The sequence below is a fragment of the Pseudomonas sp. NY8896 genome, from assembly GCF_039634505.1.
Map to the genome: position 1 here is coordinate 740,291 of NZ_CP132350.1, position 14,150 is coordinate 754,440.

Sequence of the window (14,150 nt, forward strand, 5' to 3'; positions counted from 1 at the left end):
AGGGGCGACCATTTGACCTCACTCAATGCCCATGCGCCGTTTGGCCCGGTGCGCCGAGCCGTCGCGCATTGCCCAGCGCAGTACTGGCGCTGTGCGCCTGAGGCCCAGGCGAATCAGGCGCTGCTGCAAAGGCCCATGTTGCAGGCCGAGCATGGCCTGTGCCCAGCCCGGTAGCAGGTCGATACCGGCGTGCAGCATCAGCTTGCCCACCGGCTGTGCCAGGCGGCTGGGGGCAGGGGCATCGAGCAGGATTCGTATCACTTCATGGCTGCGCGCATCGCAGTGCAGCTGGGGGTGCATGCGTTGCAGATAGTCTTCCACCTGTTGGCACGAACGCGGCACGTCACGGGCGCCAAGGCGCTCGGCGATCAGGGCGATTTCGTTGTAATAGGCATCCTGCTCGGTGCGCGGCAGCTGCGGGTTGCGGTAACGCAGATGAGCGGCGAGGAAACTGCTGACCTCCGCCACATGCACCCAGGTCAGCAGGTCCGGGTCGCTGGCCGCATAGGGGCGGCCGTCCGGCGCGGTGCCGGTAACTTGCAGGTGAATGGTGCGCACTTTGTCGATCAGCCATTCGGCGTCGCCCGTGGCGCCGAACGTGGTGCCGGAAATGAACTGGCTGGTGCGGCGCAGGCGGCCGAGCAGGTCTTCGCGGAAATTGGAGTGGTCCCACACGCCGGCCAGGGCCAACGGATGCAACAGCTGCAGCATCAGGGCGCTGATGCCGCCGACCAGCATGCTCGGGAAGTCGCCATGCACCCGCCAGCTGATGCTGTGCGGGCCGAACAGGCCAGGGTCGCCCTTGGGCGATTCCAGGTCGAGCTGGCCGAGGGCCAGCCCGGTGAGGCTCATGACCTGGGTTTCGATACGGCGACGAAGGGCTTCCATGGCGACCTGCGGTGCGGGGCGGCCATGAACAGCGGCCGCCGGTTACTGGTTAAGGCGTTTGTCGATCAGGCCCTGTACCACGCTGGGGTCGGCAAGGGTCGAGGTATCGCCCAGGTTGTCCAGCTCGTTGCAGGCGATTTTGCGCAGTATACGCCGCATGATCTTGCCTGAGCGCGTCTTGGGTAGCGCCGGCGCCCACTGAATCAGCTCGGGTTTGGCGAAACTGCCGATTTCCTTGCTTACCAGTGCCAGCAGCTCGGCCTTTAGCGTGTCGTCTGGCGTCACGCCATTCATGGTCGTGACGAAGGCGTAGACGCCCTGGCCCTTGAGGTCGTGGGGGTAACCGACCACGGCTGCCTCGGCGACGCTGTCATGCAGCACCAGTGCGCTTTCTACTTCGGCGGTGCCTATGCGGTGCCCGGACACGTTGATCACATCGTCGATGCGCCCGGTGATCCAGTAGTCGCCATCGGCGTCGCGGCGGGCACCGTCGCCGGTGAAGTAGTAGCCGGGCATGGGTTTGAAGTAGGTGTCGACCATGCGCTGATGGTCGCCATAGACGCTACGGATCTGCCCGGGCCAGCTGGCCTTGATGACCAGAAGGCCAGCGCCGGGGCCTTCGATCAGTTTGCCTTTTTCGTCCAGTAGCGCCGGTTGCACGCCAAACATGGGCTGTGTGGCGCAACCGGGTTTGAGTGCCTGCGAGCCGGGCAGCGGGGTGAGCATGATGCCGCCGGTTTCGGTCTGCCACCAGGTATCGACAATGGGGCAGCGCTTCTGCCCGACCGCCTCGAAATACCATTCCCAGGCTTCAGGGTTGATCGGCTCGCCGACGCTGCCCAACAAGCGCAGGCTCTTGCGCGAGGTGCCCTGCAGCGGCGCGGAGCCCTCGCGCATCAATGCGCGCAGGGCGGTCGGGGCGGTGTAGAAAATGTTTACCTGGTGCTTGTCCACCACCTGCCAGAAGCGTGAAGTGTCCGGGTAGTTGGGTACGCCTTCGAACATCAGCGAGATGGCGCCATTGGCCAGCGGGCCATAGACGATGTAGCTGTGGCCGGTAACCCAGCCGACATCGGCAGTGCACCAGAAAACCTCGCCGTCACGGTAGTCGAACACTACCTTGAAGGTCATTGTCGCTTGCAGCAGGTAGCCGCCGGTGGTGTGCAGCACGCCTTTTGGTTTGCCGGTGCTGCCGGAGGTATAGAGGATGAACAGGGGGTCTTCGGCCGCCATCGGCTCGGGGGGGCAGTCGTCGCCGGCCTTTTCCGTTACTTCGTGGTACCAGAGGTCGCGGCCTTCGGCCCAGGCGACATCGCCGCCGGTGCGGCGCACCACCAACACGCTGCTGACCGCTGGGCAGCTGGCCAAGGCCTTGTCGACGTTCTGTTTCAGCGGGACACGCTTGCCGCCACGCACGCCCTCATCGGCGGTGATCACGGTGCGGCAGTCGGCGTCGAGGATGCGGTCGCGCAGGGCGTCGGGGGAAAAACCGCCGAACACTACCGAATGTATGGCCCCGATGCGGGTGCAGGCGAGCATGGCGAAGGCGGCTTCGGGGATCATCGGCATGTAGATGCACACCCGGTCGCCTTTCTTGACCCCGCGCGCCTTCATTGCATTGGCCAGGCGGCAGACCTGGCGGTGCAGCTCGCGGTAAGTGATGGCCTTGGAGTCTTTTGGGTCGTCACCTTCCCACAGCAGGGCCGTCTGCTCGCCGCGCTGGGCTAGATGGCGGTCGATGCAGTTATAGCTGACGTTGAGCTGTGCACCGTCGAACCAGCGGGCCTTGCCGGTATTCAGGTCGCATTGCTGCACGCTCGACCAGGGCTTGATCCAGTCCAGGCGTTTGGCCTGCTCGGCCCAGAAGGTGTCAGGATCGTCGACCGACTGGCGGTACAGGCGATGGTATTCGTCGGGGGTGGGGGTGGCGGATTGGCTGACGGCCAGAGCCTGGGGATAGTTGCGGATATCGAACATGGCGGGTGGTCCTGCTCTTGTAAGGGGCGATGGACTGCAACGGCTATTCGATAGGACAGTGTAGCTGGGAGAGGTGTTCAACCTTGCAGGCCTCTTCGCGGGATTGCCCGCGAAGAGGTGCGTACAGGCTTTAGATCACCCGCGGTGGCGGCCGCGGAAGTAGTTGATCAGCCCTTGGGTGGAGCCATCTTCGGCGCTTTCTTCCAGGCTGCCGACCAAGCGCTGGTAAACGCCCTTGCCCAGCTCCTTGCCCAGCTCAACGCCCCACTGGTCGAAGGCATTGATACCCCAGATCACGCTCTGCACGAACACCTTGTGCTCGTACATCGCCACCAGAGCGCCCAGGCGGCGAGGGCTGATACGTTCGACCACCAGGGTGTTGCTCGGGCGATTACCCGGGATCACCTTGTGCGGTGCGAGCTTCTCGATATCCGCTTCGTTCAGGCCTTTGCCGCGCAGCTCGGCTTCAGCCTCCTCACGGGTTTTACCCAGCATCAGCGCCTGGCTTTGCGACAGGCAGTTGGCATACAGCCACTGGTGATGGTCGGCCACCGGGTTGAAGCTCACGACCGGCACGATGAAGTCGGCCGGAATCAGCTGGGTGCCCTGGTGCAGCAACTGGTGGTAGGCGTGCTGGCCGTTACAGCCCACGCCACCCCAGATAACCGGGCCGGTGTCGGTCTTCACCGGGGTGCCGTCCTGCAGCACGCTCTTGCCGTTGGACTCCATGTCCAACTGCTGAAGGTGCTTGGTGATGTTGCGCAGGTAGTGGTCGTACGGCAGGATCGCGTGGCTGTTCGCGCCCCAGAAGTTGCCGTACCACACACCTAGCAAGGCCAGTAGCACCGGCATGTTCTTGTCGAAGGGGGCGGTCTGGAAGTGCTGGTCCATGGTGTAGGCACCGGACAGCAGTTCCTTGAAGTTGGCCGTGCCGATGGCCAGGGCGATCGGCAGGCCGATGGCCGACCACAGCGAGTAGCGCCCGCCTACCCAGTCCCACATCGGGAAGATGTTCTCTTCGCGGATACCGAACGCCACCGCAGCGGCCTTGTTGCTGGAAACCGCGATGAAGTGGCGGTACAGCTCGGCTTCCGAGCCGCCCTGGGCCAGGTACCAGGTACGCGCGGCCATGGCGTTTTTCAGGGTCTCGAGGGTGTTGAACGACTTTGACGAGACGATGAACAGGGTGGTTTCGGCGCGCAGGTTGGCCGAGAGCTCGTGGAATTCACTGCCGTCGATATTGGCCAGGTAATGGCAGCGCACGCCGCGCTGGGCGTAGGGCAGCAGCGCTTCGGAGACCAGCTCGGGGCCGAGGAACGAGCCGCCGATACCGATATTGACCACGTCGGTGATCGGTTTTTCGCTGTAGCCGCGCCACAGGCCGTCGTGGATGCGCCCGACCAGTTCGGTGATCTGGTTGAGTACCTTGTGCACTTCCGGCATGACGTTCACGCCGTTGACGCTGAGCTTGTCGCCTACGGGCCGTCGCAGGGCGGTGTGCAGCACCGGGCGGCCTTCGGAGGCATTGATGATTTCGCCGGCGAACATCGATTTGATGGCGTCCTGCAGGCCCACTTCGTTGGCCAGGTTCACCAGCAGGTCGCGGCTTTGTTCGGTGATCAGGTTTTTCGAGTAGTCGAGGAACAGGCCGCAGCAGCTCAGGGAGAACTGGTCGAAGCGTTGGGCATCGGCGGCGAAGGCTTCGCGCATGCTGAAGCCTTGCATGGCGTCGCGGTGTTGCTGAAGCGCCTGCCAGGCGGGCAGGGCCGTCACATCGTGGGGTGTACGGTAATACGCCATTGCGCGGGGTTCCCTTGGTGCGTGGTGAGGCCTTGGACACGGCAGTTATTGCCGGGTTCAGGCTGGCATCATTATAGGCAAAGGCCACTTGCAGGGAATGGGTATGGCGGGGGAATTTGGAGGGCGCCCGTGGGAGCGGGCTTGCCCGCGAATGGGCTGCAAAGCAGCCCAATGCCGTTACGCAGTCTTTTCTTCCAGATGCAGGTACAGGTTGTCGATCAACCGCGTGTTACCCAGGTACGCCGCCGCGATCACCACCAGGTCTCGATCGTCGATCAGTGCCGGGCGCAGGCTCACGGCATGGCGCACTTCCAGGTAATCCGGCCGGAAACCCGCAGCGCTCAGTTGCGCCTGGCCTTCTGCGACCAGCGCGGCAAAGTCGCGCTGGCCACGGCCGATGCCCGCTGCAATGTGCTGCAACGTGCGGTAAAGCGCTGGCGCGGCAGTACGCTGCTCAGGCGTGAGGTAGCCATTGCGCGACGACAGCGCCAGGCCATCGTCGGCACGCACGGTGGGTTCGCCGATGATCTGGATCGGCATGTTCAGGTCGCGCACCATGGCGCGGATCACCGCCAGCTGCTGGAAGTCCTTCTCGCCGAACACGGCAAGGTCTGGCTGAACCATGTTGAACAGTTTGCTGACTACCGTGGCCACGCCTTCGAAATGCCCTGGTCGGCTGGCGCCGCACAGGCCTTCGGAAAGTTGGGGCACGCTGACGCGGGTTTGCACGCTCATGCCGTCGGGGTACATCTCTTCCACGGCGGGCGCGAACAGCAGGTTGCAGCCGGCCTGCAGCAGGCGCTCCTGGTCGGCGGCCAAAGTGCGCGGGTACTTGTCGAGGTCTTCGTTGGCGCCGAACTGCAGCGGGTTGACGAAGATGCTGGCGACCACAAAATCGGCGCGCTGCGCGGCCTTGGTCACCAGCGCCGCGTGGCCGCTGTGCAGGTTGCCCATGGTCGGCACGAAGCCGATACGTTTGCCTTCACCGCGGGCGCGGGCTACTGCCGCGCGCAGTTCGCGGACGGTCTTGACTGTATTCATGCACTGAACCCGTGTTCGCTGCCTGGGAAGCTGACTTGCTTGACGGCCTCGACATAAGCGACGAGGGCGCTGTGGATATCTGGCTGGCCTTGCATGAAGTTTTTCACGAACTTCGGTACCCGGCCACTCAGCGACAAGCCGAGCATGTCGTGCAGCACCAGTACCTGGCCATCGGTGGCGCTGCCCGCGCCAATACCGATTACGGGAATACCCACGGCGTTGGTGATTTCCGCCGCCAGTTCGCTGGGTACGCATTCGAGCAGCAGCATGGCCGCACCGGCCTGCTCCAGGGCAATCGCGTCGGCGCGCATCTGCCGGGCCTGGGCTTCCTGGCGGCCTTGCACTTTGTAGCCGCCCAGCACATTGACGGTTTGCGGGGTCAGGCCCATGTGTGCGCACACCGGCACGCCACGCTCGGCCAGCAGGCGGATGGTTTCGGCAAGCCAGGCTGCGCCTTCGATCTTGATCATGTGGGCGCCGGCTTGCATCAGCGTGGCGCTGTTGGCAAAAGCCTGCTCCGGGGTAGCGTGCGCCATGAAAGGCAGGTCGGCGAGGATCAGCGCACCGTCGTTGCCGCGTTTGACGCAGGCGGTGTGGTAGGCCATGTCTGCCGTGGTTACCGGCAAGGTGCTGTCGTGGCCCTGCAGGACCATCCCCAGTGAGTCGCCCACCAGCAACACTTCAACGCCGGCCTGGCTGGCGGCCTTGGCGAAGGTCGCGTCGTAGCAAGTCAGCATGGTGATTTTTTCACCCTTGGCCTTGAGGCCATTGAGGGTGGTAAGGGTTACTTCAGGCATGTAGGAAATTCCTCGTTCAGGCGCTGTAAAAAACGACTGCATTCAACGCGTGTAGTCATCTTCCGGAGCGGCACATCATCGCGTGTGATGTTCGGGTACAGGTCCGTCCGGGCCTAAATACGGGTATGCGGCACTTTGGTGCCACACGGGACGCCTATAGTCGTGAGCGAGGTAAGGGAAGTCAATCACCCTGTTACCGCATTGTTACGATCAGGGTGTTACTGGCGTTACCGCTGCTGGGCGGCAGGCTGGAACGCCCGGTTTACAGGCGTTCCAGGCCGACGAACGGGCAGCCGTCGAGCAGTTGTGCGAGCGCGCGGCCATCGGCCAGGCGGAAATCGCCTGGTACCAGTTCGGCCAGCGGGTACAGCACGAAGGGGCGGGCATGCATGTGGTAATGCGGCACTTTCAGGCGTGGCTCGTCGAGTACCTGGTCGCCGAACAGCAGAATGTCCAGGTCCAGCGTGCGCGGGCCCCAGCGTTCCTTGCGCACGCGACCCTGGTCGTTCTCGATGGCCTGCAGGGCATCGAGCAGGGCCAATGGCGCCAAGGTTGTGTCCAGCGCGGCCACGGCGTTGGTATAGCGCGGCTGGCCAGGCAGCAGCGAGTCGCTGGTGTAGAGTGCCGAGGCCGCTACCAGGCGTGTGGCCTCGACCTGGTCGAGCGCCTGCAAGGCGCTACGCAACTGCTCGGCAGGTGCGTCCAGGTTGCTGCCCAGGCCTACATAGGCGCGAATGGTCACTCGAACGCCTCGTCGCCACCGCGTTTGCGTTTGCTGCCGCTGCGCTTGCGTTTGCGTGGGCCGGCGCCGGTGCCTTCGTCACGGTTGCCCAGCTCGCGGATCATTTCGCGGCGCTCGCTGTCGTTGGCATCCTGGTAATCGGTCCACCACTGGCCGAGGTCGTCGGTTTCTTCCCCAGCGCTTTCGCGCAACAGCAGGAAGTCGTAACCGGCGCGGAAGCGCGGGTTGTCCAGCAGCATGTCGGCGCGCTTGCCGCTGCGGCGTGGCAGGCGCTCCTGCATGTCCCAGATCTCGCGGATCGGCAGGGTAAAACGCTTGGGAATGGCGATGCGCGCGCATTGCTCGGCGATCAGGTCGTGAGCCGCACCGTTCATGGCCGGGATCGGCGGCACACCCTGGTTCTGCAGGTGCAGCACGCGGGCTGGCAGGGCTGGCCACAGCAGTGCAGCGAACAGGAAGGCCGGCGTCACCGGTTTGCCCTGCTTCACGCGCAGGTCGGTGTTGTTCAGCGCCTGGCTGATCAACGTGTGGGTGTAGGTTGGGCGCTCGTCCAGGGCATGGGCGCTGGCAGGGAACAGCGGCTCGAACAACTCCAGGTCGACCAGCATTTCGAAGGCGATAGCACCTTGGCCGCTGAGGAACAGCTTGAGGCACTCTTCGAACAGGCGCGCGGGCGGAATCTCGCGCAGCATCGGGGCCAGGCCGCGGATCGGCTGGAAGGTGTGCTTTTCGATGCCAAAGTCGAGCTTGGCGGCAAAGCGCACCGCACGCAGCATGCGCACCGGGTCTTCCTGGTAACGGTGGGTCGGGTCGCCAATCAGCCGCAGCAGGCGATTGCGCACATCGTGCACACCGTTGGCGTAATCGAGAATGCGCTCGCTGACCGGGTCGTAGTACAGGGCGTTGATGGTGAAGTCGCGGCGTTGCGCGTCCTCTTCCAGGGTGCCGTACACGTTGTCTCGCAAGATGCGACCACTGGCGTTATGCGACGAACGGTGGGCGTCGCCCTGGTCGTCTTCCGAGTGGTGGGCGCGGAAGGTGGCGACTTCAATGATCTCACGGCCGAAATGCACGTGGACCAGCTTGAAGCGGCGACCAATGATGCGCGCGTTGCGGAACTCGGCACGAACCTGTTCGGGGGTGGCGCTGGTGGCGACGTCGAAGTCCTTCGGCGTGATGCCCAGCATCAGGTCGCGGACACAGCCACCGACCAGGTAAGCCTGGTAGCCGGCGCTTTGCAGGCGCTCCACGATGTTCACCGCATGGCGGCTGAACTGGTGGCGCTGCAGCGAGTGCTGGCTCTTGTTGATCACCTCAGGCGTGGTGCGCCTGTGGTGCGGGCCCGGTACGGGCGGGCGGAAAGACTGGAACAGCTTCTTCAGCATGGGATGCACTGTGTGAAGGAATGTTCGGCCAAGAATAGGAGAATGGCCGCATGATGGGCGGGGATTCTAGCATTTACTCGAGGAATGGTGTAGGCGGGTGGCAGGATGCCTGCCAGAAGGGTAGAAACGACAAGGGGAGCCTAAGCTCCCCAAGAAGTCGTTGCGTGCTCTTATTGTTTTTTTTGCTGGGCTTCTTGTTTTTGTTGAGCGCCCTGTCCACAAATCTCGAAGCTTGTGGACGACCCCTAAACCAGGGGTTAAGAGCAAACGGATTGCTTTGGCCGCTGATGTCACGTTGATCTGTCGATCCAACCAGTTCAGGCGCTGCTTTTTAGTGCAGTTTTTGTTGTTCTCTGCCTGGTCGTGGGGCAAGCCCCAAACACGCATCCTCTCCAAAAGAATCAGTTAGCTGCGCCTCCGCCGTCTTGTTTTTATTGTGCGTGAGCCGTTTCGTCTTGTTCTTATTGTAGGTTGCAGTGCTTGTTATTGTTTTTGTACTAAGCATATAGCAGGTGCCGTGCCAACTTTTTGAAACCTAGCAAAATCAAGGGGTTGAGGTGTTCTGGTGATTTTCGTGACGCCGAAAATGTCGAAATTTCGTTACCGTACGCCTCGGGAACTGTTACGGCGGAAAGGTTGGGTAACAGATTTTTGCGGGAACTGATGTGTTACCGGGGGGCTTTGAAGCCAGGTGTGCTCGCCATGGCCCGTTCAGGGCCTATGCGATCGACCGCCGCCCGCGCGGCGCTCGATCGCATAGGCGCCGCAATTGCTGCGGCGTACCGTGCGCAGGCTGGTTATTCGCTGGTAGCGTTGCTTTTGCGCCGCGGGATGCCCAGGCGCTGACGGCGTTCCCACAGGCACTTGCGGCTGACGCCCAGCTTGCGTGCCAGTTCGGTCTCGGTCATGTGGTCCTGGTGTTCGAGCACGAAGTGCTGGAAGTAGTCTTCCAGCGACAGGTCCTCGGTCGGCTCGTGGCTGGCACTGGCCGCACTGGCCACCACCAGGGCGTTGTCGAGGATGTCGTCTTCTTCCAGGTCGCTCAGCTCGATGTCGATACCCAGCAGGTCGGCGGAAATCTCTGCGCTCTCGCTGAGAATCACCGCGCGCTCCACGGCGTTTTCCAGCTCGCGCACGTTACCCGGCCAGCTGTAGTGTCGAATGGCCTGCTCGGCTTCGGCCGAGAAGTGCAGGTCGTCGCGGCCGATGCGCGCACTCTGGCGAGCGAGGAAGGCGCTGGCGATCTCGTTGACGTCGCTGCCGCGCTCGCGCAGGGCCGGCAGCTTCAGGGCGATCACGTGCAGGCGGTAATAGAGGTCTTCACGGAACTGGCCGGCCTTGGCCAGGTTCTTCAGGTCGCGGTGGGTCGCGGCGATCAGGCGCACATCCACCTTTTGCGACTGTACCGAACCCACCCGGCGAATCTCTCCTTCCTGCAGCACGCGCAACAGGCGAGCCTGGGCTTCCAGCGGCAGCTCGCCGATTTCATCGAGGAACAGCGTACCGCCATCGGCGGCTTCCACCAGGCCGGCGCGCCCGGCGCTGGCACCGGTGAACGCGCCTTTTTCGTGGCCGAACAGTTCGGACTCGATCAGTGTCTCGGGGATGGCCGCGCAGTTCACTGAAATCATCGGCGCCTTGGCCCGGCGCGACAGGTTGTGCAGGGCGCGGGCCACCAGCTCTTTACCCGTGCCCGACTCACCCTGGATAAGCACATTGGAGTCGGTGGGTGCGACCTTGCGGATCTTGCTGTACATGTCCTGCATGGGCGGGCACGAGCCGATGATGCCGATTTCGCCATTGGCCGCTGCCGCGCTGCTTTTATCGGCTGGGGCAGCCTTGCCATTGCTGGCGCGTGGCTCGGCAGCGGGTGCGGCGGCCGGGGCGTTTTGCCGGTCACGCAGGATGCGCGCCACCGCTTGCAGCATCTCGTCATGGTCGAAGGGCTTGGCGATGTAGTCCACCGCGCCCATTTTCATCGAGTCCACCGCCGAGCGCAGGCTGGCGTAACTGGTCATGATCAGCACCGGGGTGCCCTGGCCGAGCTTGATCAGCTCGGTGCCGGGAGCGCCTGGCAAGCGCAGGTCACTGACGATGAGGTCGAAGGTGGCAATGCTGAAGCGTTCCTGGGCTTCCTGCACCGAGCCGGCTTCGCTGACCTGGTACTGGTTCCGCTCAAGCAGGCGACGCAGGGCCGAGCGGATGATGGTTTCGTCTTCGACGATCAGAATGTGCGGCATTGATTCAATTCTCTCGACGGTCTCGAATTTCAGGGGACGTCGCTACGACATGCCGGGGCAGGGTCACGCGGATCCGGGTGCCACGTTGCCGTTCGATATCGGCCGGGCTGTCGATGGTGATTTGCCCATAATGCTCTTCCACGATGGAATAGACCAGAGCGAGCCCCAGTCCGGTTCCTTCGCCCGGGTCCTTGGTGGTGAAGAAGGGTTCGAACAGGCGGTCCTGGATGTTCTTCGGAATCCCGCTGCCCTCGTCTTCGACGATCAGGTCGACGGTGTGCTCACTGGTCTCGCTACGCACGCGCACGGCACTGCCGGCGGGCGAGGCGTCGCGGGCGTTGGAGAGCAGGTTGATCAGCACCTGGGCCAGGCGCTGCGGGTCCCCTTCGGCCCAGTGGTCTGGGTCGCAGAGGTTGAAGAACTGTACTTCGAAATTGCGCCGGTTCAACGCCAGCAGACCGATGGCATCCTGTGCCACTTCGGCCAGGCACACGGGTTCCTCGCTGTTCTGGTGGCTGCCACCGGCATGGGCGAAGCTCATCAACGACTGGACGATGCGCGACACGCGCTTGGTCTGGTCGAGGATCTGGCTGGACAGCTCGATGATTTCGCCATCGCCTTCGCGTTCTTCACGCAGGTTCTGCGCCAGGCAAGCGATGCCAGTGATCGGGTTGCCGATTTCGTGGGCCACGCCGGCGGCCAGGCGGCCGATACTGGCCAGGCGCTCGGAGTGCACCAGCTTGTCCTCCAGTGCCTGGGTCTCGGTCAGGTCTTCCACCAGCAGCACCAGGCCACTGTTACCGGGGGCCAACGGCTCGTCGATGGCCGCCTTGTGCAGGTTCAGCCAGCGCGGCTGGCCGTCCAGCGCCAGGCGCTGCTTGTGCAGGTGCTCGTCGGGCACGTCGATGAACCCTTGCAGCAGGCCGCGCCAAGGCTCGTCTATGGTGAGCAGGCGCGAACCGACCACATGCTTGGCGGCAATGCCGGTAAGCTCTTCCATGGCCTTGTTCCACATCAGGATTTCCTGGTCCTTGGCCAGCGAGCAGACGCCCATGGGCAGCTCCTGCAGGGTTTGGCGGTGGTAGCGGCGCAGGGCATCGAGCTCGGCGGCCAGGCCGGTCAGACGCGAGTGGTAGTCTTCCAGGCGGCTTTCGATGAAGTGGATGTCTTCGGTCACGTAGTTTTCGTTACCGGACTTGTACGGCAGGAACGTCTCGACCATGTCCTGGGCCACGCTTGGCCCCATCAGGCCGGACAGGTTGGCCTCGATGCGGTCGCGCAGGCGGCGCAGGGCATAGGGGCGGCGCTCGTCGAACGGCAGGTAGAGGTCGCGCAGGGCTTGCTCCACTTCCTTTTGTGCGGCCTTGGCCCCCAGCGGTTTGGCCAGCTGAGTGGCGAACTCCTGGGGCGAGGCGGCGTGCAGCTCGCGGCGTTGCGGGCGGCGCACGTTGTCCACCGCGCAGGCTTCGGCCGCACTGACCTCTTCGTTGCTGGCGTTGGTGAACAGCGAGATCAGGGTGAACAACAGCACGTTTGCCGCCAGCGAGGCGATTGCCGCCATGTGCCAGCTGGTGTCGTCCAGCACATAGATCATGTCCAGCAACGGAATGTAGAAACCCTGCAGGTTGCCCAGCAGCGGCAGCAGCATGGTCACCATCCACACCAAGGTGCCGGCCAGCAGCCCGGCGATGAAGCCGCGGCGGTTGGCGGTCGGCCAGTACAGTACCGACAGCACGCCAGGCAAAAACTGCAAGGTGGCGACGAAGGCGACGATGCCCAGGTTGGCCAGGCTCTGGTGGTTGTTCTGGGTCAGGTAGAACATGAAGCCGGCGGTGATGATGGCGACGATCAGTGCCCGTCGGGTCCACTTCAGCCAGCGGTAGATGTTGCCCTCGGCCGGGGGTTGGTACAGCGGCAGCACCAGGTGGTTCAGGGCCATGCCCGACAGCGCCAGGGTGGTGACGATGATCAGGCCGCTGGCCGCCGACAGGCCGCCAATGTAGGCCAGCAGTGCCAATGCCTGGTTGTTGGCGGCAATCCCCAGGCCCAGGGTGAAGTACTCGGGGTTGGTGCTAGCGCCCAGGCGCAGGCCGGCCCACAGCACCAGCGGTACGGCCAGGCTCATCAGCAGCAGGAACAGCGGCAGGCCCCAGCTGGCGCTGACCAGCGAGCGCGGGTTGAGGTTTTCGGTGAAGGCCATGTGGTACATGTGCGGCATGACGATGGCCGAGGCGAAGAACACCAGCAGCAGGGTGCGCCATGGGCCTTCCTGCAGCGGGGTGTGCAGGGCGGCAAGGGCGGTCTGGTTCTGTAGCAGCCAGACTTCCAGCTCATGCGGGCCGCCGAATACGCCATACAAGGCGTACAGGCCGATACCGCCCAGGGCCAGCAGCTTGATCACCGACTCGAAGGCGATGGCGAAAACCAGCCCTTCATGTTTCTCACGCGTGGCAATGTGCCGCGAGCCGAAGAAAATGGTGAACAGGATGATCAGCGTACAGAAGGCAAACGCTACCCGGGCCTTGACCGGCTCACCGGTAAGGATGCTGATCGAATCGGCCACCGCCTGGATCTGCAGAGCCAGCAACGGCAGCACACCGATGAGCATGATGATGGTGGTCAATGCCCCGGCCCAGGTGCTGCGGAAGCGGAACGCCAGCAGGTCGGCCAGCGATGACAGCTGGTAGGTGCGGGTGATCTTGAGGATCGGGTAGAGCAGCACCGGTGCCAGCAGGAAGGCGCCGGACACCCCCAGGTAACAGGCGAGGAAGCCGTAGCCATACTGGTAGGCCAGGCCCACCGAGCCATAAAAGGCCCAGGCACTGGCGTACACGCCCAGCGACAGGGTGTAGGTAAGCGGGTGGCGAATGATCGAGCGCGGGATCAACCCGCGCTCGCTGATCCAGGCCACGCCGAACAGCACCATGAGGTACCCGGCGCTGATCAGGATCATCTGGGTCAGGCTAAAGCTCATCGGCATCTCGTTGGCTCTGCAGGATGAAGGTGACGACGATCAGGATCAGCCAGAGCAGGTAGGGGCGGTACCAGGCTCCGGTCGGCTCGATCCACCAGTCCATGATGGCCGGGGAGAACAGGTAGATCCCCACGACCAGAAGCAGGACCAAACGATAGATGTACATGCTGGCCTCGATGGTTGGGCGCTGCGGGCTTGGACTTATTATTGGCGCAAATGGCGGGGGGGATGCTAGCGGGAATCCACAGTGTTCGCCAAGATTTTGAATTCATTGGGCTTTTGTTTTCGAGAGATGGTTTGCCCGTG

General features: G+C 63.4%; 10 protein-coding genes. All 10 read right to left on the bottom strand.

Annotated features, from left to right (window positions below):
- Positions 1–18 precede the first annotated feature (18 nt).
- Positions 19–888, bottom strand: a complete 870-nt coding sequence (locus Q9451_RS03240; RefSeq protein WP_012274234.1) for an oxygenase MpaB family protein — start codon at positions 886–888, stop codon at positions 19–21.
- A gap of 42 nt (positions 889–930) precedes the next feature.
- Positions 931–2,865 (bottom strand): acetate--CoA ligase, encoded by a 1,935-nt coding sequence (gene acs / locus Q9451_RS03245; protein WP_012274233.1) that lies wholly within the window; start codon positions 2,863–2,865, stop codon positions 931–933.
- 135 nt (positions 2,866–3,000) lie between these two features.
- Complete coding sequence (gene pgi, locus Q9451_RS03250) at positions 3,001–4,665, bottom strand: glucose-6-phosphate isomerase (RefSeq protein ID WP_012274232.1); 1,665 nt, start codon at positions 4,663–4,665, stop codon at positions 3,001–3,003.
- Between the two features lie 177 nt (positions 4,666–4,842).
- Complete coding sequence (gene panC, locus Q9451_RS03255) at positions 4,843–5,706, bottom strand: pantoate--beta-alanine ligase (RefSeq protein WP_012274231.1); 864 nt, start codon at positions 5,704–5,706, stop codon at positions 4,843–4,845.
- The gene (gene panB / locus Q9451_RS03260; protein ID WP_012274230.1) at positions 5,703–6,503 is read right to left on the bottom strand and encodes a 3-methyl-2-oxobutanoate hydroxymethyltransferase; all 801 of its coding nucleotides are present in this window, start codon (positions 6,501–6,503) and stop codon (positions 5,703–5,705) included. Before panB ends, panC begins: the two co-directional genes overlap by 4 nt.
- 262 nt (positions 6,504–6,765) lie before the next feature.
- Entirely contained in the window at positions 6,766–7,245 is a 480-nt protein-coding gene (gene folK, locus Q9451_RS03265; RefSeq protein ID WP_012274229.1) for a 2-amino-4-hydroxy-6-hydroxymethyldihydropteridine diphosphokinase, read from the bottom strand.
- On the bottom strand, positions 7,242–8,630 hold the full coding sequence (locus tag Q9451_RS03270; RefSeq protein ID WP_012274228.1) for a polynucleotide adenylyltransferase PcnB: 1,389 nt from the start codon (positions 8,628–8,630) through the stop codon (positions 7,242–7,244). The genes folK and Q9451_RS03270 overlap by 4 nt, the downstream gene beginning before the upstream one ends.
- Positions 8,631–9,427: 797 nt before the next feature.
- Positions 9,428–10,870, bottom strand: a complete 1,443-nt coding sequence (locus tag Q9451_RS03275) for a sigma-54 dependent transcriptional regulator (protein ID WP_012274227.1) — start codon at positions 10,868–10,870, stop codon at positions 9,428–9,430.
- 4 nt (positions 10,871–10,874) lie between these two features.
- Positions 10,875–13,850 (bottom strand): sensor histidine kinase, encoded by a 2,976-nt coding sequence (locus Q9451_RS03280; RefSeq protein ID WP_012274226.1) that lies wholly within the window; start codon positions 13,848–13,850, stop codon positions 10,875–10,877.
- A complete protein-coding gene (locus Q9451_RS03285) occupies positions 13,834–14,010 on the bottom strand; it encodes a hypothetical protein (protein WP_003250005.1) in 177 nt (58 codons plus the stop codon). Before Q9451_RS03285 ends, Q9451_RS03280 begins: the two co-directional genes overlap by 17 nt.
- Between the last annotated feature and the right edge of the window lie 140 nt (positions 14,011–14,150).

What these genes read in the sequence shown, in the direction of transcription:
- panB (WP_012274230.1), bottom strand. Translation starts at nt 6,503, where the DNA reads ATGCCTGAAGTAACCCTTACCACCCTCAATGGCCTCAAGGCCAAGGGT.
- Q9451_RS03280 (WP_012274226.1), bottom strand. Translation starts at nt 13,850, where the DNA reads ATGCCGATGAGCTTTAGCCTGACCCAGATGATCCTGATCAGCGCCGGG.
- panC (WP_012274231.1), bottom strand. Translation starts at nt 5,706, where the DNA reads ATGAATACAGTCAAGACCGTCCGCGAACTGCGCGCGGCAGTAGCCCGC.
- Q9451_RS03285 (WP_003250005.1), bottom strand. Translation starts at nt 14,010, where the DNA reads ATGTACATCTATCGTTTGGTCCTGCTTCTGGTCGTGGGGATCTACCTG.
- Q9451_RS03275 (WP_012274227.1), bottom strand. Translation starts at nt 10,870, where the DNA reads ATGCCGCACATTCTGATCGTCGAAGACGAAACCATCATCCGCTCGGCC.
- Q9451_RS03270 (WP_012274228.1), bottom strand. Translation starts at nt 8,630, where the DNA reads ATGCTGAAGAAGCTGTTCCAGTCTTTCCGCCCGCCCGTACCGGGCCCG.
- Q9451_RS03240 (WP_012274234.1), bottom strand. Translation starts at nt 888, where the DNA reads ATGGAAGCCCTTCGTCGCCGTATCGAAACCCAGGTCATGAGCCTCACC.
- acs (WP_012274233.1), bottom strand. Translation starts at nt 2,865, where the DNA reads ATGTTCGATATCCGCAACTATCCCCAGGCTCTGGCCGTCAGCCAATCC.
- pgi (WP_012274232.1), bottom strand. Translation starts at nt 4,665, where the DNA reads ATGGCGTATTACCGTACACCCCACGATGTGACGGCCCTGCCCGCCTGG.